At 70.7% G+C, this 20,846-nt stretch carries 19 protein-coding genes; 9 read left to right on the plus strand and 10 right to left on the minus strand.

Going from position 1 to position 20,846, the window contains the following annotated elements:
- Positions 1 to 355 precede the first annotated feature (355 nt).
- Positions 356 to 1,807, plus strand: coding sequence for a glycoside hydrolase family 43 protein (locus ACTOQ3_RS40670; protein ID WP_440089191.1), 1,452 nt, complete (start codon positions 356 to 358; stop codon positions 1,805 to 1,807).
- An 82-nt stretch (positions 1,808 to 1,889) separates the two neighbouring features.
- Here the strand turns inward: ACTOQ3_RS40670 and ACTOQ3_RS40675 are convergent, their stop codons facing one another.
- Complete coding sequence (locus tag ACTOQ3_RS40675) at positions 1,890 to 2,981, minus strand: LacI family DNA-binding transcriptional regulator (protein WP_440089193.1); 1,092 nt, start codon at positions 2,979 to 2,981, stop codon at positions 1,890 to 1,892.
- Between the two features lie 206 nt (positions 2,982 to 3,187).
- On the opposite strand from ACTOQ3_RS40675, the gene ACTOQ3_RS40680 reads away from it, so the two are divergent.
- The 3 genes from ACTOQ3_RS40680 to ACTOQ3_RS40690 are packed head-to-tail and all read left to right on the plus strand — an operon-like array spanning position 3,188 to position 6,437.
- On the plus strand, positions 3,188 to 4,108 hold the full coding sequence (locus ACTOQ3_RS40680; protein WP_440089194.1) for a carbohydrate ABC transporter permease: 921 nt from the start codon (positions 3,188 to 3,190) through the stop codon (positions 4,106 to 4,108).
- Positions 4,105 to 5,043, plus strand: coding sequence for a carbohydrate ABC transporter permease (locus ACTOQ3_RS40685; protein ID WP_440089196.1), 939 nt, complete (start codon positions 4,105 to 4,107; stop codon positions 5,041 to 5,043). Before ACTOQ3_RS40680 ends, ACTOQ3_RS40685 begins: the two co-directional genes overlap by 4 nt.
- 50 nt (positions 5,044 to 5,093) lie before the next feature.
- Entirely contained in the window at positions 5,094 to 6,437 is a 1,344-nt protein-coding gene (locus ACTOQ3_RS40690) for an ABC transporter substrate-binding protein (RefSeq protein ID WP_440089198.1), read from the plus strand.
- Here the strand turns inward: ACTOQ3_RS40690 and ACTOQ3_RS40695 are convergent.
- The 3 genes from ACTOQ3_RS40695 to ACTOQ3_RS40705 form a co-directional block, all read right to left on the minus strand.
- Positions 6,424 to 8,511, minus strand: coding sequence for a beta-galactosidase (locus tag ACTOQ3_RS40695; RefSeq protein ID WP_440089199.1), 2,088 nt, complete (start codon positions 8,509 to 8,511; stop codon positions 6,424 to 6,426). The two genes, ACTOQ3_RS40690 and ACTOQ3_RS40695, sit on opposite strands and share 14 nt — an antisense overlap.
- A gap of 272 nt (positions 8,512 to 8,783) precedes the next feature.
- Complete coding sequence (locus tag ACTOQ3_RS40700; protein WP_440089201.1) at positions 8,784 to 9,656, minus strand: bile acid:sodium symporter family protein; 873 nt, start codon at positions 9,654 to 9,656, stop codon at positions 8,784 to 8,786.
- Between the two features lie 397 nt (positions 9,657 to 10,053).
- Positions 10,054 to 12,699: a ricin-type beta-trefoil lectin domain protein gene (locus ACTOQ3_RS40705; RefSeq protein WP_440089202.1), complete on the minus strand. Its 2,646-nt coding sequence runs from the start codon at positions 12,697 to 12,699 to the stop codon at positions 10,054 to 10,056.
- A gap of 434 nt (positions 12,700 to 13,133) precedes the next feature.
- Between ACTOQ3_RS40705 and ACTOQ3_RS40710 the strand changes: the two genes are divergently transcribed.
- Positions 13,134 to 14,195, plus strand: coding sequence for a methyltransferase (locus ACTOQ3_RS40710; RefSeq protein WP_440089204.1), 1,062 nt, complete (start codon positions 13,134 to 13,136; stop codon positions 14,193 to 14,195).
- A gap of 79 nt (positions 14,196 to 14,274) precedes the next feature.
- Here ACTOQ3_RS40710 and ACTOQ3_RS40715 read toward each other — a convergent pair whose 3' ends face one another.
- The 5 genes from ACTOQ3_RS40715 to rpmG all read right to left on the minus strand — a co-directional run bounded on the left by ACTOQ3_RS40715 (position 14,275) and on the right by rpmG (position 16,483).
- Entirely contained in the window at positions 14,275 to 15,426 is a 1,152-nt protein-coding gene (locus ACTOQ3_RS40715) for a CobW family GTP-binding protein (protein WP_440089206.1), read from the minus strand.
- A 111-nt stretch (positions 15,427 to 15,537) separates the two neighbouring features.
- On the minus strand, positions 15,538 to 15,702 hold the full coding sequence (gene rpmF / locus ACTOQ3_RS40720) for a 50S ribosomal protein L32 (RefSeq protein ID WP_440089207.1): 165 nt from the start codon (positions 15,700 to 15,702) through the stop codon (positions 15,538 to 15,540).
- Positions 15,703 to 15,715: 13 nt separating this feature from the next.
- The gene (gene rpsN, locus ACTOQ3_RS40725) at positions 15,716 to 16,015 is read right to left on the minus strand and encodes a 30S ribosomal protein S14 (protein ID WP_440089209.1); all 300 of its coding nucleotides are present in this window, start codon (positions 16,013 to 16,015) and stop codon (positions 15,716 to 15,718) included.
- Complete coding sequence (gene rpmB, locus ACTOQ3_RS40730; RefSeq protein WP_440089211.1) at positions 16,015 to 16,251, minus strand: 50S ribosomal protein L28; 237 nt, start codon at positions 16,249 to 16,251, stop codon at positions 16,015 to 16,017. The genes rpsN and rpmB overlap by 1 nt, the downstream gene beginning before the upstream one ends.
- Positions 16,252 to 16,318: 67 nt before the next feature.
- Entirely contained in the window at positions 16,319 to 16,483 is a 165-nt protein-coding gene (gene rpmG / locus ACTOQ3_RS40735) for a 50S ribosomal protein L33 (protein ID WP_440089212.1), read from the minus strand.
- Between the two features lie 296 nt (positions 16,484 to 16,779).
- Between rpmG and ACTOQ3_RS40740 the strand changes: the two genes are divergently transcribed.
- Positions 16,780 to 17,460 carry a hypothetical protein gene (locus tag ACTOQ3_RS40740; protein ID WP_440089214.1) on the plus strand — a complete coding sequence of 227 codons (681 nt, stop codon included), beginning with the start codon at positions 16,780 to 16,782 and terminating at the stop codon, positions 17,458 to 17,460.
- A gap of 120 nt (positions 17,461 to 17,580) precedes the next feature.
- On the opposite strand, the gene ACTOQ3_RS40745 is transcribed toward ACTOQ3_RS40740, so the two are convergent.
- A complete protein-coding gene (locus ACTOQ3_RS40745) occupies positions 17,581 to 18,351 on the minus strand; it encodes a TetR/AcrR family transcriptional regulator (RefSeq protein WP_440089216.1) in 771 nt (256 codons plus the stop codon).
- Positions 18,352 to 18,436: 85 nt separating this feature from the next.
- Here ACTOQ3_RS40745 and ACTOQ3_RS40750 point away from each other — a divergent pair, with 85 nt between their 5' ends.
- Genes ACTOQ3_RS40750 through ACTOQ3_RS40760 form a run of 3 tightly spaced genes read left to right on the plus strand, consistent with a single transcriptional unit; the run spans position 18,437 to position 20,753 of the window.
- On the plus strand, positions 18,437 to 19,381 hold the full coding sequence (locus ACTOQ3_RS40750) for an ATP-binding cassette domain-containing protein (protein WP_440089218.1): 945 nt from the start codon (positions 18,437 to 18,439) through the stop codon (positions 19,379 to 19,381).
- The gene (locus ACTOQ3_RS40755; RefSeq protein ID WP_440089219.1) at positions 19,378 to 20,208 is read left to right on the plus strand and encodes an ABC transporter permease; all 831 of its coding nucleotides are present in this window, start codon (positions 19,378 to 19,380) and stop codon (positions 20,206 to 20,208) included. The genes ACTOQ3_RS40750 and ACTOQ3_RS40755 overlap by 4 nt, the downstream gene beginning before the upstream one ends.
- Positions 20,205 to 20,753, plus strand: coding sequence for a DUF1707 SHOCT-like domain-containing protein (locus ACTOQ3_RS40760; RefSeq protein WP_440089220.1), 549 nt, complete (start codon positions 20,205 to 20,207; stop codon positions 20,751 to 20,753). The genes ACTOQ3_RS40755 and ACTOQ3_RS40760 overlap by 4 nt, the downstream gene beginning before the upstream one ends.
- Positions 20,754 to 20,846 lie beyond the last annotated feature (93 nt).

Below are 20,846 nucleotides of genomic sequence, written 5' to 3' on the forward strand. Positions count from 1 at the left end.
CGGTTGTCTGTTTGCGTTTCGGCATGTCGGCGGCCACACAATGTCATAAAAGATAAATCTTCGCGATATGAATTGTTAGCGCTAACATTCCTGACCCGATAGGCGGGGGGAGATGTGACGCGCCCGTGTCCCTCGGACCCGGGCGTACGCGAGGCCGCCGGCCCGCGCCCGGCCACGGGAGCCGGCCCGCCCCGGCCGGCCCGCACGGCACGCGGCCCCTGTACCCGTCCAGCTCCCAACGGCGCCGAGCCCGGCGCCGCCGACGACGAGGAGGCAGGGAGACCACCCTCGACCGGATGGATCGCCGCTGACGGCGCCGTCCGCCCCATCGTGCCCGCTCCCGAAGGAGAAACGCATGTTGAAAGCCTTGTCCCGGGTGGGCGCGGTGCTCGCCGCCTGCCTGATGTTCACCTCGTGGTCGCTGGCCGTCCCGAAGGAGGCGGCCGCCCTCGAACCCTTCACCGGGTACTTGATGGCGCACTTCACCGGGGAGTCGGCGAGCGGCGAGCAGATCTACCTCGCCCACAGCGACGACGGCCTGCGCTGGACCGACCTGAACAACGGCGCGGTGGTCCTGCGCTCCACGGTCGGCACCCGAGGGGTCCGCGACCCCGCCCTCGTCCGGTCTCCCGCCGGCGACCGGTACTGGATCGTCGCGACGGACCTGCGCATCGCCGCCGGCACCTCGTGGAGCGACGCCGCGAACCGGGGGAGCACCTCGCTCGTCGTGTGGGAGTCGCGCGACCTGGTGAACTGGTCGGCTCCGTGGCTGATCAACGTCGCGGGCGCCATCCCCGGCGCCGGCAACGCCTGGGCGCCCGAGGCCATCTACAACCCCGAGACCGGTGACTACGTCCTGTACTGGGCGACGAACTCGCTCCGCAACGGCGTGACCAAGCACCGCATCTGGTACACGCGCACCGCTGACTTCCGCAGCTTCTCCGCACCGCAGCTGTACATCGACCGCGGGACCGGCCAGGGCATCATCGACACGCAGATCGTCGACGTGCCCGGCGGCGTCGGCGGCTACCGGTACTACCGGGCCTCGGCGGACGGCCACATCACGATCGAGGCCAGCAACTCGATCCTGGGCTCCTGGACGACCCTCGGGAACCTGTCGCACATGGGGATCTCCAACGGCACGGGCGGCGGCAACGTCGTGGAGGGCCCGATGTGGGCGCAGTTCAACGGCCGCAACGAGTGGGCCCTGTGGCTGGACCAGTACGCCACCGGCCGCGGCTACATGCCCATCACCTCCACCAACCTGGGCAGCACGCGCAACTTCCAGACGCGCTCCGACTACGGCATGGGCACCAACCGCAAGCGCCACGGCTCCATCCTCAACCTGACCGCCGCGGAGGAGGACCGCGTCCTCGGCCGCTGGGGCGCCACCGCGCCGGTCAACCGCATCCAGTCGTACAACTTCCAGACCCGCTACGTGCGGCACGCGAACCTCGACGTGCGCATCGACGCGAACGTCAGCCCCGCCCAGGACGCGCAGTTCCGGCTGGTGCCCGGCCTGGCGAACGGCAGCGGCCACGTGTCCTTCGCGTCGGTGAACTACCCCGGGTACTACCTGCGGCACTACGGGTACGATTTCGTTCTCGCGCCCGACGACGGCACCGCCACCTTCGCGGGGGACGCCACGTTCCGCCAGGTCGCCGGGCTCGCCAACGCGTCGTGGACGTCCTTCCAGTCGTACAACTACCCCGACCGGTACATCAGGCACTACGACTACCTGCTCCGGCTCGACCCGATCGGCGACGCGCAGGGCCGCGGTGACGCCACCTTCCGCGTGACGACGTGATCTCCGGCGAGCCGCCGTGCGGCTCGCCGGACCCGGGATCTCCTTCGCCCGCCCTCCGCGCGAGGGCGGCGGCCGGGCCCGGTCACCTTCCGGGGGAGGCCGTGCTGTCGCGTACCACCAGGCGGGTCGGGACGAGATCGGTGCCCGGCCGGGAGGTCTGGTTCTCGCGAATCTGGGCCAGGACCCGCTGCACGCATCTCCTGCCCACCTCCGCGAAGTCCTGGTGGACGGTCGTCAGGGGCGGGATGAAGAAGGCCGCTTCCGGGATGTCGTCGAAGCCGACCACGCTGATCTCGTCCGGGACCACCCGGCCGCGTTCGTGCAGGGCGCGCAGCAGCCCGAGGGCCATCTGGTCGTTGGAGACGAACACCGCCGTGCAGCCGGGCTCGCCGGCGAGCGCGAGACCGGCGGCGTAGCCGGATTCGGCCGACCAGTCGCCGTGCAGGGGCGCCGGCACCGGCCGTCCGGCCTCCTCGAGCGTGGTGCGCCAGGCCTGGGTGCGGCGCTGGGCGGCGTAGGAGGTCCGCGGTCCCGTCACGTGCCAGACGGTCCGGTGTCCCAGGTCGAGCAGGTGGTGGACGGCCCGCCGGGCCCCGTCGGCCTGGTCGGTGTCGACGACGCCGTAGCGGTCGCCGGCGTCGGAGTCCACGACGATGACGACGGGGACCCCGGGGGGCAGGGTCACGGTGCCCGCGTCGAGCAGGTGGATCTCGATGATGACGATGACCGCGTCCACGGCGAGCTCGCCCATCCGGGTGAACGCCCCCAGCACGTTGTCCTGGGTCGGCACGTCGACGGGGATCAGCGTGATGGCGTACCCCTCGGCGGCGGCGTGGGTGGCGATCGCCTCGACCGTGCGGCTGTTGCCGGTGGAGGCGAGGCTGAAGAGGATGACGCCGATGGTGTTGAACTGGCCGTACCGTAGCGCGCGGGCCGCGCTGTTGGGCCGGTAGCCGAGCTCGCGCATCGCCGCGAGCACGTGCTCGCGGGTCGAGTCGACCACTCCCGGATGGCCGTTCGAGACCCGGGACACGGTCTGGGACGAGACGCCCGCCAACATGGCGACGTCGGCCATGGAGACGCGCTGCTTGCGGCGTCCGCCGGGGACGCCCGACCCGCCGCGCTGCGCGCCGCCGGGGGTCGTTCCCGGCTGCTGCCGGCCACCGCCGTTCATCGTTCTCACCCTTCTGGTGTGTTCCGGACGGCCGTCGGCGCCGGGGAAACCTTGACGACCTGTGTGACCGGTGTCACGATACCGCACGAACGTTTACGTAATCATTACTTACGGATTATCACTCATCACCTTGTGTCGGTTTTATTAGACACTTCCTTCCGGGGGTGATGTTTACGTAAACATCATCGGTAGGCGGGAGGGAACCGGTGGTCGCAGCACCGCGGGTGAGCACGACGGCCGGCCGGAGGACGGCGCCCCGCAGGGGGCGGTCGTGGGCGGGATGGCGGTTCGTCGGGCCGTTCATCGCGGTGTTCGCGCTCGTCTTCCTGGCGCCGGTCGTGTACTCGATCCACCTGAGCCTGTTCCGCACCCGGTTGATCGGCGGGACCGCCTTCGTCGGCGCCGACAACTACCTCGCGGTGCTGGGCGACCCGCGCTTCTGGTCCGCCTTCGGCAACGTGACGCTCTTCCTGGTCGTGCAGGTCCCGATCATGCTGTTCCTGTCGCTCCTGGTGGCTCTCGCGATCGACAGCGGCCGGCTGTACGGGACGAGTTTCTTCCGCATCGCGGTGTTCCTGCCGTATGCCGTGCCAGCGGTGGTCGCGACGCTCATGTGGGGCTTCATGTACGGAACCCGGTTCGGCCTCGTCGGCAACCTGAACGAGACGTTCGGGGTGTCGCTGCCGGACCCGCTGTCGTCCGAGCTGATCCTCGCGTCGATCGGCAACATCGTGACGTGGGAGTTCGTCGGCTACAACATGCTGATCCTGTACTCCGCCCTTCGGGTGGTCAATCCGTCCCTGTACGAGGCCGCGGAGATCGACGGGGCGAGCCAGCTCCGGATCGTCTACGCGATCAAGCTCCCCGCGCTGCGCGGAGCACTGCTGATCGCGACGATTTTCTCGATCATCGGTAGTTTCCAGCTCTTCAACGAGCCCAGCATCCTCAGGACCCTGGCGCCGAACGTGATCACGACCTACCTGACGCCGAACCTCTACGCGTACTCGCTGTCCTTCGACGGCCAGCGGTTCAACTACTCGGCGACCGTCGCCATCGTCATGGGCGTGATCACGATGATCATCGCCTATGTCGTCCAGCTCCGCGGGATGAGGAGGGACCGACCGTGACCGCCACCCCCGCGACCACCCGGAAGCCCCGCGCGCGGGCCTCGTCCGGCCCGCTGGTGATCCGGCGCGGCCGCCGGCACCACCCCGCGCGGCGAAACCGGCGCAGCGCCACCCTGACCGCCCTGACCGCGATCATGCTGGTCTACGCGCTGCTCCCGCTGGCCTGGCTGCTGATCAACGCGTCCAAGACGCAGGAGGGGCTGTTCGGCTCGTCCGGCCTGTGGTTCCACCCCGACTTCGCACTGTTCCGCAACATCGCCGATACCTTCACCTACGACGACGGCATCTTCACCCGCTGGCTGCTCAACACCCTGCTCTACGTGGTCGTGGGCGCGGGCGGCGCGACGCTGCTGGCCACGGTCGCCGGGTACGGGCTGGCGAAGTTCGACTTCCCCGGCAGGAAGGCCGTCTTCGCCGTCGTCATCGGCGCGGTGGCGGTGCCGGGCACCGCGCTGGCCGTCCCGACGTTCCTGATGTTCTCCGGGATGGGCCTGACCAACACCCCGTGGGCGATCATCATCCCGTCGCTGATCTCGCCGTTCGGCCTCTACCTCATGTGGATTTACGCCGCCGACGCCGTACCGGACGAGCTCCTCGAGTCGGCGCGGGTGGACGGGGCGCGGGAGTTCCAGGCGTTCCTGCGCATCGGCCTGCCGCTGCTGGCGCCCGGGATCGTCACGGTCCTGCTGTTCGCGGTCGTCGCGACGTGGAACAACTACTTCCTGCCGCTGATCATGCTGAAGGACCCGGACTGGTATCCGCTCACCCTCGGCCTCAAGGAGTGGAACGCCCAGGCGTCCACCATCGGGGGCGAGGCGATCTTCAACCTCGTGATCACCGGTTCGCTGCTCACCATCGTCCCGCTGATCGCGGCGTTCCTGCTGCTCCAGCGGTACTGGCAGTCGGGCCTGGCCGCCGGAAGCGTCAAGGAGTGACCCAGGCCGCGCCCGAACCGTCCCCAGGTACAACCACGAAAGGGACATCCATGACGACAACCCGCCGCCACGCCCTCCTGCTGGGCGCCGCACTGTCGGTGTCGCTGATGACCGCCGCCTGCGCCCCCTCCGGCGGCGGCTCCGGGGCCGCCCCGCCCGCCCGGAGCGCGTCCGCCACCGACCTCCAGGCCGCGCTGGACGCCGGTGGCGGCATCACGATCTGGGCCTGGGAACCGACCCTGAAGCAGGTGGTCACCGGCTTCCAGGCCAAATATCCGAAGGTGAAGGTCAACCTGGTCAACGCCGGCACCGGCAACGACCACTACGCCGCCCTGCAGAACGTGATCAAGGCCGGGTCGGGCGTCCCCGACATCGCCCAGATCGAGTACTTCGCCCTGCCGCAGTTCGTGCTCGCCAAGTCGGTCGCCGACCTGACGGGCTTCGGCGCGGACAAGCTCGACGGCACCTTCACCCCCGGCCCCTGGAACGCCGTCCGCTCCGGCGGCGGGATCCACGGCATGCCCATGGACTCCGGGCCGATGGCCCTGTTCTACAACAAGGAGGTCTTCGACGAGCACGACATCGAGGTCCCGGCCACCTGGGAGGAGTACATCGCGGCGGCGAGGAAACTGCACGCCGCCGACCCCAAGGCCTACATCACCAGCGACACCGGCGACCCCGGGTTCGTCACCAGCATGATCTGGCAGGCCGGTGGCAAGCCGTACAAGGTCGAGGGCACCACGGTGAGCGTCGACTTCGGCGACGCCGGCACGCGGAAGTTCACCTCGGCCTGGCAGCAACTCGTCGGCGACAAGCTCGTCGCGCCGGTCACCGGGTGGACCGACGCCTGGTACAAGGGCCTGGGCGACGGCACCATCGCCACGCTCGTGATCGGTGCCTGGATGCCCGCCAACCTCGAGACCGGCGTCAAGGCCGGGTTCGGCAAGTGGCGGGTCGCCCCCATGCCGCAGTGGGAGAGCGGCGGCAGGGCCACCTCGGAGAGCGGTGGCAGCTCGCTGGCCATTCCCGAGGCGAGCGCGAACAAGACGCTCGCCTACGCCTTCCTCAAGTACGCCGGCGTCGACGAGGGGGTGCGGACCCGGCTGGACGGCGGCGCGTTCCCCGCCACCACCGCTGAGCTGGCCTCCCCGGCCTTCCAGGACAAGGAGTTCCCCTACTTCGGCGGCCAGCGGGTCAACCGGATCCTCGCCGAGTCGGCGGGCCAGGTCGTCGGAGGCTGGTCCTACCTGCCCTACCAGGTCTACGCCAACAGGATCTTCAACGACACCGCGGGCAAGGCCTACATCAGCGGCGTCACCCTGCAGGACGGCCTGAAGGCGTGGCAGGACGCCTCCGTCGCGTACGGCAGGGAACAGGGCTTCACCGTCCGGTGACCCCGCCGTGCTCCTCGTCCCGCCGCAGGGCCGGCCGGCGCAGGACGCACACCTGGCGGGGAGCCAGGGTGAGGTCCGCGGCCAGGCACGGGGCCTGGAGGACCTCGCCCGCGACCTCACCGGCATCGCCCACGGCGACGCTCTCGTCGGTGCGGTTGATGAGGAACCAGTAGTCGGCGTCGTCACCGGTGCGGACCGCCAGCTCCACCGCTCCGGCGACGGCGGCCGGAAGCTCGCGGCGCACCCCTCCGGCCGCCAGGAGCCGGGAGAGCACCGGGCCCAGGCCCTCGGGGCCGAGCCTGGTCGAGACGTAGGACGCCGAGCCGGTCCCGACCGTGCGGGTGGTGACGGCGGGCCGGCCCGCGTACTCGCCGGAGGTGTAGCGGGCGACGACCTCGACGTCCGGCCCGGCGACGTCGATCCGGTCGCTCCACAGTGTGCCGGAGACGCCGAGGTCGAGGTCCACCCGGTCGCCGTCCGGCAGCGGCCCGAACTCCTCGATCCGGATGCCGAGCAGATCGCGCAGCGCGCCGGGGTAGCCGCCGAGCCACACGTGGTCGTGCTCGTCCACGATGCCGGAGAAATAGGTGGTGACGAGATGGCCGCCGCCGGTCGCGTACTCGCTCAGGCGGTCGGCGAGCCCCCGCGGAACGACGTACAGGACCGGGGCGACGAGCAGGTCGTAGTGCGCGAACGCGTCGGCGGAGGTGATGACGTCGACCCGCACTCCGGCCGCCGCGAACGCCGAGTACCAGTCCAGCGCCTCCTGCCGGTACCGCAGCCGTGACGTGGGGTGGGAGTCCAGCTCGCTGGCCCACCAGGAGTCCCAGTCGAATACGATCGCGGCCGCGGCGCGCCGGCGTCGCGTCCCCGCGATCGGCGCGAGCCTCTCCAGGGTCGCGCCGAGGTCCACGACCGAGCGGAAGACCTCGCTGTCCGTGCCGGCGTGCGGGATCATCGCCGAGTGGTACTTCTCGGCCCCTCCCGCCGACTGCCGCCACTGGAAGAAGCACACGGCGTCCGCACCGTACGCCACGTGGGTCAGCGAGTCGCGGACCATGCCGCCGGGCCTCTTGGCCGTGTTGACCGGCTGCCAGTTCACCGCGCCGGTGGAGTGCTCCATCAGGAACCAGGGCTCGCCCCCGGCGAGCCGGCCGGTCAGGTTGGCCGAGAACGACAGCTCGTCCTGCGCCTGCGGGCCGGTCTGCAGGTAGTGGTCGTTGGAGACGAAGTCGACCTCGCGCGCCCAGTCGGCGTAGTTCATTCCCTTGGTCTCGCCCATGACCATGAAATTGGTGGTGACCGGGATCTCGGGCGTCAGCTCGGCCAGCGCGCCGCGTTCGGCCCGCAGGTAGTGCTTCAGGGCGTCGGAGGAGAACCGCTTGAAGTCGAGCTGCTGGGTGGGGTTGGAATAGGAGGTGGCCAGGCGCGGCGGCAGGACCTCCTCCCAGCCGTCATAGGTCTGGGACCAGAACGCCGTCGCCCACGCCCGGTTCAGCTCCTCCACCGTGCCGTACCGGTCGCGCAGCCAGGCGCGGAACGCCGTGGCGGCGTCCTCGGAGAAGTCGTAGACGTTGTGGCAGCCGAGCTCGTTGGAGACGTGCCAGGCGGCGAGCGCCGGATGGCTCCCGTACCGCCTCGCCATGGCCCGGACCAGGCGCAGGGCGTGCTCGCGGAAGATCGGCGACGTCGGGCGCCAGTGCTGGCGCCCGCCCGGCCACAGCGTGCGGCCCTCGTGGTCGACGGGAAGGATCTCCGGGTGCCTGGCGGTCAGCCACGGCGGCGGGGACGCGGTGGCGGTCGCCAGGTCCACGGCGATGCCGTGCGCGTGCAGGAGGTCCATCACCTCGTCCAGCCAGTCGAAGGTCCATCGGTCGGCCCGTGGCTGGAGCCGTGCCCACGAGAAGATCGCCAGTGAGACGATGTTCACTCCGGCCTGGCGCATCGCCCGGACGTCGTCCCGCCACACCTCCCGCGACCACTGTTCCGGGTTGTAATCCGCGCCGAAGGCCAGCCGGCGCCGCGAGGTCTCCGAGGGCCAGCGAAGCCAGCGCGGCCCGTGGTCAGCTGTCACTCCCGCTCCTGCCTGTCGTCCAGGGAGACCGTCCGGCCTATGTTTACGTAAACATAGGGTATCCCAGGCCCGTCCCGCCGATCCGGAGACCAAGGTGGGTCACCGCCCGGGCGACGGTCGGCTTCCCGACTTCCCCCGAGCAGCACCACTCGTACCCCGTCCGTACCGGCGGCCCTACCGACCGCCGCGGGAGGTCGCGAGCAGGTGCCCGCGACCTCCCGCGACCTCCCGCGGTCACCCGAGGAGCCCGGGGAGCGGAAGGGCACCCCTTCTCACAGAGCCGCGTCGGGGGCGAGCTTCGCCGTACGGGACCTGAGGAGGAATCCTGCCGCGGCGGCGGTGAAGAACATCAGCACGCCGTAGGTGGCGGCGGGGATGGCCATCTGGGTGTCACCCAGCAGCGTGAGCGCGACCGCGATGGACAGCGTGGCGTTGTGGATGCCGATCTCCATGCAGGAGGCGACGGCCTGGCCGCGCTCGATCCCGGCCAGGCGCGGCACCCAGTAGCCGATGGCCAGGCTGAGCACGCTGAACACCAGTGTGATCGCGCCGACCGAGCGGATGTAGCCGCCGAGGTTGTCCAGCTCCTGCAGCAGGGCACCGACGATCACCACGACCAGGATGACCGCCGAGGCGATCTTCACGGGCGTGTTCATCCGGTCGGCGAACCGCGGCCGCCACGCCCGGATCGCCATGCCGATCGCGACGGGGACGAGCACGATCGCGACCACCTGGACGGTCTTGTCGAACTGCAGGCCCAGCGCGGCCGAGTCGGCGGCGAAGTAGCCCAGCGACAGGTTGGTGACCAGCGGCAGCGTGACGACGGCCAGCACCGAGTTGATCGCGGTGAGCGTCACGTTGAGCGCGACGTCGCCGCCGAACAGGTGGCTGTAGAGATTGGCCGTGGTCCCGCCGGGGGAGGCGGCCAGGAGCATCATGCCCACGGCGAGCGCGGGCGGCAGGCCGAAGGCGAGCACCAGGCCGAAGCAGATCGCGGGCAGCACCAGGATCTGGCAGGCGAGCGCGACCACGGTGGCCTTGGGATAGGCGACGACTCGGCGGAAGTCGGCGATCGTCAGGCCCAGGCCGAGGCCGAACATGATGACCGCGAGGGCGATGGGCAGGAAGACACCGGCAAGAGCCATGGGGGGTGTGTCCTCTTTCTTCTTTCCTCGGACGGGGGTCGGGGGCGGGGCGGCGTCAGGGTGGAGGGGTTCGGTCGTCACGGACGACGCCGGCGCGGCGTCCGCGACGCCGCAGGAGGCCGGAGAAGGCGACGGCGCCCAATCCCGCGACGGTACGGACAAGAGCACGGCGCTGCATGGTGGGTCCAATGATCACGTACATTTCGCGATCACGCCAGGAAGGAACCCCGGCCTTCTCCGGTTCCCGGGATCGCCGTGACATCCGGTCCATCCGGAGGCGCGGTGCCCGGGATCCGGCCGATCGGCCGGTCCACGCCGGCACCCCCTCCGCCCCCGCCGCCCTCCCGCACGTGAACCGGGGGCGGGAGCCGCGGCTCCCGCCCCCATCCCCGCCGGGCTACTGCCTTCTGAACGTCTGCGCCGGGCTGCCGTTGCAGTCCCACAGCCGCAGCCTCGCGGCGTTGGCCGTGGAGCCGTTCGGTGAGTCGAGGCAGCGGCCGGACTGCGGGTTGAGCAGCGCGCCGTTGTCCTGCGGTACCCACTGCTGGGCGCCGCCGCCGTTGCAGTCCCACAGCTGGACCGGTGACCCGTTCGCCGTCGCGTTGCCGGTCACGTCCAGGCACCGGTTCAGCGTGCGCAGCGCCGTGCCGTCCCACGCCCAGTGCTGGTCGACGGCGTGGGGCTGGCAGTCCCACAGCTGCACGGCGGAGCCGTTGCCGCCGGTGTCGTCGGCGGCCACGTCCACGCACTTGCCGCCGGGGCCGTTGACGAACGTGGCCCCGCTGGAGCCTCCGCCCAGCCGGAACGTCTGCGCCGCGGCGCCGTTGCAGTCCCACAGCTGAAGCCTGGCCCCGTTGGCCGTGGAGCCGTTCGGTGAGTCGAGGCAGCGGCCGGACTGGGGGTTGAGCAGCGCGCCGTTGTCCTGCGGTACCCACTGCTGGGCGCCGCCGCCGTTGCAGTCCCACAGCTGGACCGGTGACCCGTTCGCCGTCGCGTTGCCGGTCACGTCCAGGCACCGGTTCAGCGTGCGCAGCGCCGTGCCGTCCCTGGTCCAGTGCTGGTCGGCGGCGTTGATCTGGCAGTCCCACAGCTGCGCGGCGGAGCCGTTGCCGCCGGTGTCGTCGGCGGCCACGTCCACGCACTTGTTCCCGGGGGCGCTGATCGGCCGGCCGGGCGGGGGCGGGGCGGTGTTCAGCCGCTTCGACGCCGCGATGATGCCGAGGTTGGCCGCCCGGACCCGGGCGGCGTCGAACTTCACCACCTGCCGGTCGTAGGTCCAGAAGCCGTTGACCTCGCCTTCGACGTCGAACGGCTGCGTGTAGACGAGCGCGCTGAGCCCGCGGGTGTGCATGAGGTTCGCCGACTGGCTGACGAGGCTCACGTACCGGTCGGTGATCGACTGCGCGTTCGGGTGCATCTCGTACGCGCCGAACTGGCCGTTGGGGCTGTACTCGTGACCGGGGACGCGCACGCCCAGCCCGCCGTACTCGCCGAGCACGGCGGTCCGGGTGCTCGACGGTGTCGGCGAGTCAGGTCCTACGTAGATGTGCCAGTCCATCATGTCGCCGTTGCCCGGGTCGCCCTTGGAGGCGCAGCAGTTGTAGCCGCTGTGCCCGTTGACGAGCCTGGTGGGATCCTGGTTCTTGACGTTCTGGATGATCCGGGTGGTGTCGGCGAGGTTCCACTCGCCCCATCCCTCGTTGAACGGGACGTAGGCGACGACCGCGGGGGAGGAGCGGTGCTCGTCGACGAGTTCCCTCAGCTCGCTCTCCCACTGCGTGTGGTGGGCGGCGTTGCCCCCGCCCATGCTCGGCATGTCCTGCCAGACCAGCAGGCCGAGGCGGTCGGCGTGGTAGAACCACCGCTGCGGCTCCACCTTGATGTGCTTGCGGACCATGTTGAAGCCGAGGTCCTTGGTCTTCTGCAGATCGCTCGCCAGCGCGGCGTCGGTGGGCGCCGTGTGCAGGCCGTCCGGCCAGAAGCCCTGGTCCAGCACGCCGTTCTGCATGACGAACTGGCCGTTGAGCGTCAGCGCGAGCCGCCCGTTGACCACGGCCTTGCCGACCTCGCGCATCCCGAAGTAGTGCGTCGTCTGGTCGACGGTCGCGTTCGCGCCGTTCCGCAGGGAGATCCGCAGGTTGTACAGGAACGGATCGTCCGGCGACCAGCGCCGCGCGTTGGGGACGGGGACACTGAAATCGGTGAACCCGCCGGTCGCGGTGCCGACGACGGTCGAGCCGTTCATCGCCTCGGCGTACACTGAGTGTCCCGACACGTCGCCGCGGGTGAACACGCGCACCCGCAGGGTGTTGTTGCCGAGGTTGGGGTAGAAGTCGACGCTGTAGATCGACGAGGCCGGGGTCGGCTCCAGCCACACCGTCTGCCAGATGCCCGACGAGGGCGTGTAGAAGATGCCGCCGGGGTTGCGGACCTGCTTGCCGCGGGCGGGGTTGGTCCCGCTCGCCCCGGAGTCCGACGGGTCGAAGACCCGCACGATCAGCTCGTTCGTCCCGCCGTTGAGCTGCGGGGTGATGTCGAACTCGAACCGGTCGTAGCCGCCGGTGTGCCCGCCGACCTGTACGCCGTTCACCCACACGGTCGTCTGCCAGTCCACGGCGCCGAAGTGCAGCTGCACCCGGCGGCCGGTCCAGCCGGCCGGCACGGTGAACGTCCGGCGGTAGAACAGGTAGTAGCGGTTGTCGTTCGCCGGCCGCTTGATGCCCGACAGGGCGGACTCCACCGGGAACGGCACGTTGACGCGCTCCGGCAGCGTCTGGCCGAACACGGGGGCGTCGTTCGTGGTCGACTGCCGCAGCTGCCACTCTCCGTTGAGGTTCAGCCAGTCCGGCCGGGTCATCTGCGGGCGGGGGTACTCCGGCAGCGGCGTGCCGTTCAACGCCTGACCCGTCCACGGCGTCGTCAACGGCGAGGGCTGGGCCGGGGCGGCGCCGGCCTGCGGCGCGCCGACGACGAGCATGGCGAGGCCGACGACGCAGACGACGACGGAGTGCAGCAGTCGTCGCCGATGGCGTGTTCGTTGCATGGAATCTCCTCAGGGGGGTGGTGGTTCGGAGATGCGGGGCCCGGCGAGGCCGGCGGGGGTGGCCCGGGTCATGGACCGGCCGGAAGCGGATCCGCGGCGTCGCCGCCGCGGGAGCGCGGCCTCCATGACCACGGCGGTCTCCCTCCTACGTGGTTCCGCAGGTGCCCGCCACGAACCGGTATGGCGCGCACCCAACGGGGATGATCAAAAGTGAATACTTTGAAACATCTATGTGTCAATATTTGATCGAATATGATCAGCCCAATCCTGAAATCGTGGGCCCGTCTCGGCGGCAGGCCTCGACGCGAGAAGCTCGGCGGTCTACCGGCCCTCTCCCGCCGGCGGTCTCGAAGACGCGCGGCGGGGAAGAACGAGCACCGATTCGTCCAAGCCACGGCCGCCCTCGGCGCGCACCATATGGACAGGAGGTGCGTATGACGAGCAACGACGAGGCGACCGCGACGACCGGCGGCGCCACGATGGACGGGCTCACCGCGTGGCGGGCCCTGACACCGCTGATGGATCTGGTGACCCCGATGGCGCTCCGGGTGGCCGTCACCCTGCGACTGCCCGATCTGGTGGACGAGGACGGTTCGGACATCGACGACCTGGCCGCCCGGGCCGGCGCGGACCCGGACGCGCTGGGCCGGCTGCTGCGCCATCTGGTCTGCCACGACGTGTTCGTCGAGCCCCGGCCCGGCACGTTCGCGGCGAACGGGACGGCCGTCCTGCTGCGCCGGGACCACCCCTCCGCGATGTGGCGGTGGCTGGACCTGGACGGGTTCGGCGGCCGGATGGACCTGGCCTTCACCGGCCTGGCGGACACGGTACGCACCGGCCGACCGGCCTGGCCGGCGGTGTTCGGCGCACCGTTCTGGCACTATCTCGACGCGAACCCCGAGCTGAGCGCCTCCTTCGACGCGACGATGGCGGCCAACACCGGGTACGGCGAGCTGGCGGAGGCCTACGGCTGGTCGGCGCTGACCCGGGTGGCCGACGTCGGCGGCGGTACCGGGGCGCTGCTGGCCGAGCTGCTGTCGCGCCACGAGGGCCTGCGCGGTGTGCTGATCGACCTGCCGGACACCGCGTCACGCGCGCAGCGGTGCCTGGCCGGGCGCGGGCTGGCGGACCGGTGCGAGACGGTCGGGCGGAGTTTCTTCGACGAGCTGCCCGGCGGCGCCGACGTGTACGTGCTCAACCGCGTGCTGCACGACTGGGCCGACGCCGAGGCGACCGCCATCCTGCGCCGCTGCGCCGGTGCGGCGGGCCGGCGCGGCCGGGTGCTGATCCTTGAGTCACCGATCGTCTCGGGGGAGGACCCGGCCATGTTCGCGGAGATGAACCTGCGGATGCTGGTCCTGGCCGGTGGCCGGGAACGGACCGTCGACGACTACCGGGCGCTGGCCGCGGCCGCCGGGCTGCGGATCGCCGCCGTGCGCGACATCACGGCGCGGCACACCGTCGTCGAGTGCGTCCCGGCCGCAGTCGACGCCTGACGGTCCTTTTCCCACCGGGCCGCGGCGCGTACCCGGCGGGCACCTCGCGCGGGGAGGGCGGCGTGCGCGTGGCGAGGTTTCACACGGAGGTCTCCTTCAGGTCGAGGACGAAGGCGAACGGGTCGGGGTACCCGGCCCAGACGTCGGAGCCGGCCAGGGTCTCGTCCTCGGTGAGCAGGCAGGAGTCCAGCAGCCGAAGGATGCGGTCGCGGTCCAGGTCGGGGCCGGTGAAGGCGAGGTGCTGGACGCGGTCGCCGAGCTGGGGGGTCCAGTCGAGGGTGGCGGCCATGCGGCGGGCGGGGCTCTCCATCTCCCAGGCGGCCTCGGGCAGGGTGACCAGCCAGGGGCCGGCGTCCTCGACGCTGACGACACCCGCCACGGCGTCCCAGGCGAGCAGGCGTTCGTGCCGGTTGGCCAGCCAGAACCGGCCGCGGCTGCGGACGGTCTCGGTGACCAGCTCGTCGACGGCGTCGAACAGCCGCTGGGGGTGCAGGGGGCGCAGCCGGTGCCAGACCACGGTGGAGATCTCCCCGGTCCGCGCGTCGCAGGGCAGCTGGGCGGTCGCCGGGTCGACGCGGGCCCCGAGCATCTCCACGTCGATCCCCGCACCGGTGACGGCGGGCAACACGAGGTCAGGGGGGCCGGCCGGGGTGGTGGGGGCGAGGTGGCCGAGCACGGCCAGGGCCAGTTCGACGTCCTCCTCGTCCGCGCCGGACACGACGAGTGCGGTGGCGTACTCGATCTGGCGGGTGAGCACCCCGGCCAGGTGGCGCTCGTCACCGGCCGCCGCGTGTTTGCCGTGCGCGGCCAGGGTGTCGCCACAGCAGACGTCCTCGGTCGCGCGTGCCGCGTCCAGCGCGGTCAGCACCCCGGTCAGGCGCAGGCGGTGCACGGTGTCCTCGTGCCAGGCGAGGGCCTCGGCCACGGTCCTGGGCTCGACCGAGTCCCACAGCTCCACGATGAGCAGCGGCGCCGAGTCCGCCCGCGACAGCAGGACGGGAACGAGGTCCTCGCGCACGGTGCAGGTGACGCAGCCGTGCGCGAGCCGCACCTCGTGCAGATCCAGCGTCCCCGACGCGTCGCGCACGACGCGTTCCACGCGCCCGGTGCTCACCTGTCGCAGGTCGTGGTGGATCGCCACCGATCCGGGATGCTCGGCGAGCAGGCGGTCGACCAGGGCCGAGCGCGGTTCGGGATGCAGTCCTGCGACGATGACGACGGGGACGGACATGACGGCTCCTCTCGTGGTACGGGGTTCACCGCGCGGGTTCGCGGTGGCGGCTCCGGGGTGCGGGCCGGCCTTCGGGGCGGTTCCCGGAAGGCGGCTCTCGGAAGGTGGTTCTCAGGGAGTGAGGAGGCCGCGCCGGTAGGCGCGGACAAGCCGGCGTGGTATCAGCAGCTCGTGCGCGCCGATGGTGACCGGGACGAGGTCGGGTGCGGTGGCCTTCCACTGTGAGCGGCGGTGGCGGGTGTTGCTGCGGGAGGTCTTGCGTTTGGGGACGGCCATGTCGGGGTGTTCCTTACCAGCTGGATTTGGTGACGCCGGGCAGTTCGCCGCGGTGGGCCAGCTCGCGGAAGCGGATCCGGGAGAGCCCGAATTTGCGCAGGTGGCCGCGCGGGCGGCCGTCGGTGGCGTCGCGGTTGCGCACCCGGGTGGCGCTGGCGTCGCGTGGTTGGCGGCTCAGCTCGCGGACGGCCCGGGCTCGCTCGCCGGGGGAGCCGGTACGGATGATCTCCTTGAGCTCTGCCCGGCGCTCCGCGTGGCGGACGACGACGAGTTTGCGCCGCTCGTTGGCCGCGATCTTGCTTTTCTTCGCCATCAGATCCGTTCTCCCCGGGCGCGGATGCGGGCCACGGCGGCCTCGACGCCGATCTTGTCGATGGTCTTGACTGCTCGGGCGCTGAGCGTCAGCCGTACGAAGCGGCCCTCGGCGGGCAGCCAGTAGCGGCGGGGCTGGATGTTGGGACTCCAGCGGCGGCGGGTGCGCCGGTGGGAGTGGGAGACGTTGTTGCCGAAGACCGGTTTGACGCCGGTGAGCTGGCAGTGGGCGGACATGCGGTTTCCTTCCTGGGAGCGGAACGCCACGGGGTGGCGGTCGGGGTGGACGTCTTCTCTCGTCGCGTCAGCGGTCCTCTCGGAACAGCACGTGCCGGCGGACGACCGGGTCGTATTTGCGCAGGCTGAGCCGGTCGGAGTCGTTGCGGCGGTTCTTGCGGGTCACGTAGGTGTATCCGGTGCCCGCGGTGGATCGCAGCTTGATCACCGGTCTCACGTCGTTTCTGGCCAAGCGTCTTCACTCCTGGGAGGGGGACGGGTGAGCCAATGATAGCGATAATCGTTTTCATTTGTGAAACGAGGGGGTGGTGTCCGCTGTCGCGTCGGACTGGGAACGGCCGGCGAGGTCGATGCCTCGTTATAAATCTACATTGTAAAGGCGTCGGGCAGTTTCAAGATCAAAAAAAGCATGACGGACTGAAGGCGCCCACCAAAAGACGGGGGGCCTCCGGGGTTCGGCGGGATCGTGGACGTAGATCGTTGAAAGCGGTAGCGTCGGCCGGGTAGCCAGGTGACAGGAGCCGCTGGATGTCCTCGAAAACGGTCAGGCCACCCCGTGTCCCGTCCCGGCCGGACGTTCGCCCGTCCGTCCGGGCGCGTCACGTCGCGGCCGTTCTCGCCGCCGTCGCGATAGCCGGGCCGGTGGGCTATCTCCTCGGTAGCCCCGACGCCTCCCAGGTCGCCGTCGCCGAGATGCGGGAGGCGGAGACGAAGCGGGACGTCCAGCAGATCGGTGAGCTGACCTCCACGGCGCGGGTGACCGCCGGTGAGCTGAACGGGGTGCTGTCCGGGCTCGCGGAGGTGCTTCCCCGGGATGGGAAGCCCGGCGCGCGGTCGGCGGAGTCGGCGGAGGTCGACGGGTGGCGGAGCGTTCTGCGGCGGGCCGTCGACAGGCATGCGGAGACTCCCTCGGGGACGACCGCGACCAACGTGGCTCGTGCGGGATTCCGTAGTGCGGTGGACGCCATGGCGATCGCGGTCGATTCGTACGCGTCCGGCCGGGGGCTCCCCGCGGATCTGCGGCAGCCCTTCCTCGATCTGGCGGCCCGTCAGCGGTCCGCGGCCGTCGCGACGTGGTCTGTCGCGGCGACACAACTCGACCAGATCAATGTCGACGCCGGCCACGGTCACCAGCACGTCTACCTGACGAGCGCTCCGGGGGAGGGGGGCATGTCCGCGGACAGTGTTCCGGAGGGCAGTCACGGTTAGTCCTCCTCGGGGCCGGTGCGGGCGGCCGCGGTCCGGGTCCTGTCCGGCGGTCCCGGTCCGGTGGGGGGAGTCCTGGGCGGTGAGGTGCGGTGCGGGCCGTCGGCCGTCGCCCGGCCGTCGCTAACCGTCGCGGTCTTCCCGCTCCTCCCGGTGCGCCGACCTCGGAGATTCGGACGTTGACGGGAGGGCCGCGGCGATGCAGTCGAGGACGCGCTTCAGTCCGTACCGGAACTGGTCGTCGCGGCTCAGGTGCGGCTGGCGCGCCTCCATCACGATCTTGGTGAAGATCGGGTATTCCCCGCTTTTCACCAGCCGGTCGATGTACGGGTAGCTCCGTGCCATCCACTCCGACTCGCTGAGCCCGCTGCGGCGGACTTCCTTGGCCGAGCTGATCTCCTCGCGGACGGTGCCTTCGATGTAGCTGTTCAGCATGGCTATGAGGCTGAGGTTCTCGTCGATGGAGACGAGGGTGTCGAGCACTCCCATCAGCCGTTCGATCAGGAGCAGCTGGTTGGGGCCGAAGCTGGGGAGTGACCTTTGTACGGTGGCGATCCACGGGTGTCTCAGCCACATCGCCCGCAGTTCGTCGGCGTAGCGTGTCAGGTCCGCGCGCCAGTCGTCGGAGGGTAGTCCGGCGACGTCGATTTCGCCCATCAGCCGGTCGGCCATGAGTGCGATGAGGTCGTCGCGGCTTGGGACGTAGCGGTAGAGGGACATCGCGCCCGTGCCGATCTCGGCGGCGATCCGCCGCATGGTGGCGGCCTCCAGGCCTTCGGTGTCGGCGATCCGGACGGCTGCCTCGGTGATCTGGGTGCGGCTGTAGGTCGGCTTCGGCCCGCGGGCGGGGCGTTCGGGCCGCATCCAGATGTTCACGTATTCGGTGTCGGTCACTGTTGCACCCCCTACTTGCGTACATAGTACCCAGTAACTTAGCCTGGCCGCCTTGACCGCGTACAATGTACCCAGTGGAGGAATCATGGCGGATCCGGTCGTCTTCGCCGAGGGGCTGCACAAGTCCTTCGGCGACACCCGGGCGCTGCGGGGGCTGGACCTGAGCGTTCCGAGAGGAACGGTCTGCGGCGTGCTGGGGCCCAACGGCGCGGGGAAGACGACCGCGGTGCGCATCCTGGCGACCTTGTCCGATCCCGATGCCGGGCACGCCCGCATCGCGGGGTACGACGTCGTCCGCGAGGCCGGCAAGGTGCGCGCCAGGATCGGGCTCGCGGGCCAGTACGCCGCCGTGGACGAGAAGCTCACCGGCCGTGGCAACCTGCGCATGTTCGGGCGCCTCTACCACCTGTCCCGGCGCGAGGCGTACCGGCGGGCCGACGAGCTGCTCGAACGCTTCGGTCTGATGGACGCCGCCGATCGGCAGGTCACCGGCTACTCCGGTGGCATGCGGCGCCGTCTCGATCTGATCACCAGCCTCATGCTGCGCCCCGAGGTGCTCTTCCTGGACGAGCCGACCACTGGTCTGGACCCGCGCGGCCGTGGCGAGATCTGGGACAACGTCCGCGAGCTGGTGGCGGACGGCACCACGGTGCTGCTCACCACGCAGTACCTGGAGGAGGCCGATCAGCTGGCCGACGACATCGCCGTCGTCGACCGCGGACAGGTGATCGCCACGGGCACGCCCGACGAGCTGAAGGCCACGATCGGCGACCGCCTCGACGTCGTTCTCGAAGACCTCGCCGCCCTGCGTCCGGCGGTGACCGCGCTGAAGGCCCTGGCCGGGACCGATCCCGCGGTGACCGGCGCCGACCGGCTCAGCGTCGCCCTGCCGGGCGGCGGCTTCCGGCTCGCCGGCATCGTGCGCGAGCTCGACCGCGCCGGGGTCGCCGTGGCCGACGTGCGGCTGCGCCGTCCCACCCTGGATGAGGTGTTCCTGCGCCTCACCGACCGGAAGGAGCTGGTCCGATGACCGACCTTGCCCCGCCGCTGGGCCGCCGCCTGCGGTGGACGTTCACCGACGGGCTGACCCTGGTCGGCCGCGAGCTGGGACGGCTGCGACACGATCCGGGCGAACTCGTCGCCGCGCTGGTCTTCCCGGCCGTCATGGTGGTGTTGTTCGGGTACGTCTTCGGCAGCGCGATCCAGGTACCGGGCGGCGGCGACTACCGCGAGTACCTCATGCCCGGGCTGTTCGCGATGGTGACCTTCTCGGCGGTGATGGGGGTCATGACGCGGACGGCCGCCGACGCCTCCCGCGGTGTGATGGACCGGTTCCGCTCCATGCCGATGGCGCGCTTGGCGGTGCCGTTCGGGCAGACCGGCGCCGACTCCCTGGTCGGCCTGCTGATGCTGGCCATCATGGTGGGGGCGGGCCTGCTGGTGGGCTGGCAGCCGCATCGCGGCCTGGTCCCCACGGTCCAGGCGTTCCTGCTGATGATCGTGCTGCGGTACGCGCTGAGCTGGGTGGGCGTCTATGTGGGTCTGGCGGTGAAGAACGACCAGGTCGCCGACTCGATGGTGCCGCTGTTCCTGCCGTTCACGATGCTGTCGAACGCGTTCGTCCCGACCGGCGGCATGCCGGGCTGGCTGCGTTTCCTGGCCGACTGGAACCCGGTGAGCGCGCTCACCGCCGCCTCCCGGGAGCTGTTCGGCAACCCGGGCGTGCCGTCCGGGGAGTTCGGGGACACGGCTTGGCCGCTCGCGCATCCGGTGGCCGCCGTCCTGCTCTGGTCGGTCGTGCTGCTGGTGGTGTTCGTCCCGTTGTCGCTGCGTGCCTACAGGCGCAGGGGCCGGTGAGGGCCCGGGCCGACGGGCCGGACCGCCGGTCGTCGCCGATCGGCGAGGACGACCGGGACATGGTCGTGCGGCGTCTGCAGGAGGCGTACGCCGAAGGGCACATCTCGCACGAGGAGTTGGATGAGCGCCTCCATCGGGCGCTCACCGCCGGGACGCACGGCGAGCTCGGGTCGGCTCTGGCCTCGCTCCCGGAGGAGGCGGGCATCACGTCCACGATCGCCGCCGTCGGCGGACGGATCCGGCGGCGCGGCGCGTGGCGGGTACCTCGGATCCTCAAGGTCGAGTCCGCGCTCGCGAGGGTGCACCTGGATCTGTCCCGGGCGGTCATCGAGCATCCGGTGGTCGACATCGAGCTGTACCTGGGTACCGGCGGAGCCAGGATCACGGTGCCTCGCGACGCGATCGTCGACGTCGAGGATCTGCGCACCGGATGGAGGGGCCCGCGCTATCGGCCCCGGCGGTGTTTCCGCCCCGGCGGGCCGAGGATCCGGATCTCCGGGGCCATGGGATTGGGGCGGTTGAGGATCCGCCATGCGCGGCGTTGAGGTCCCTCCGGGTATCGGGAGTGCCGGTCCGGCATTTCTTGTGCGCCGCGATGGACTCCGGCGACATGGCATGCTTGCGCCGGCCGGCGCCCC

The organism is Streptosporangium sp. LJ11, assembly GCF_051918945.1.
In the GTDB taxonomy this organism is placed as follows: domain Bacteria; phylum Actinomycetota; class Actinomycetes; order Streptosporangiales; family Streptosporangiaceae; genus Streptosporangium.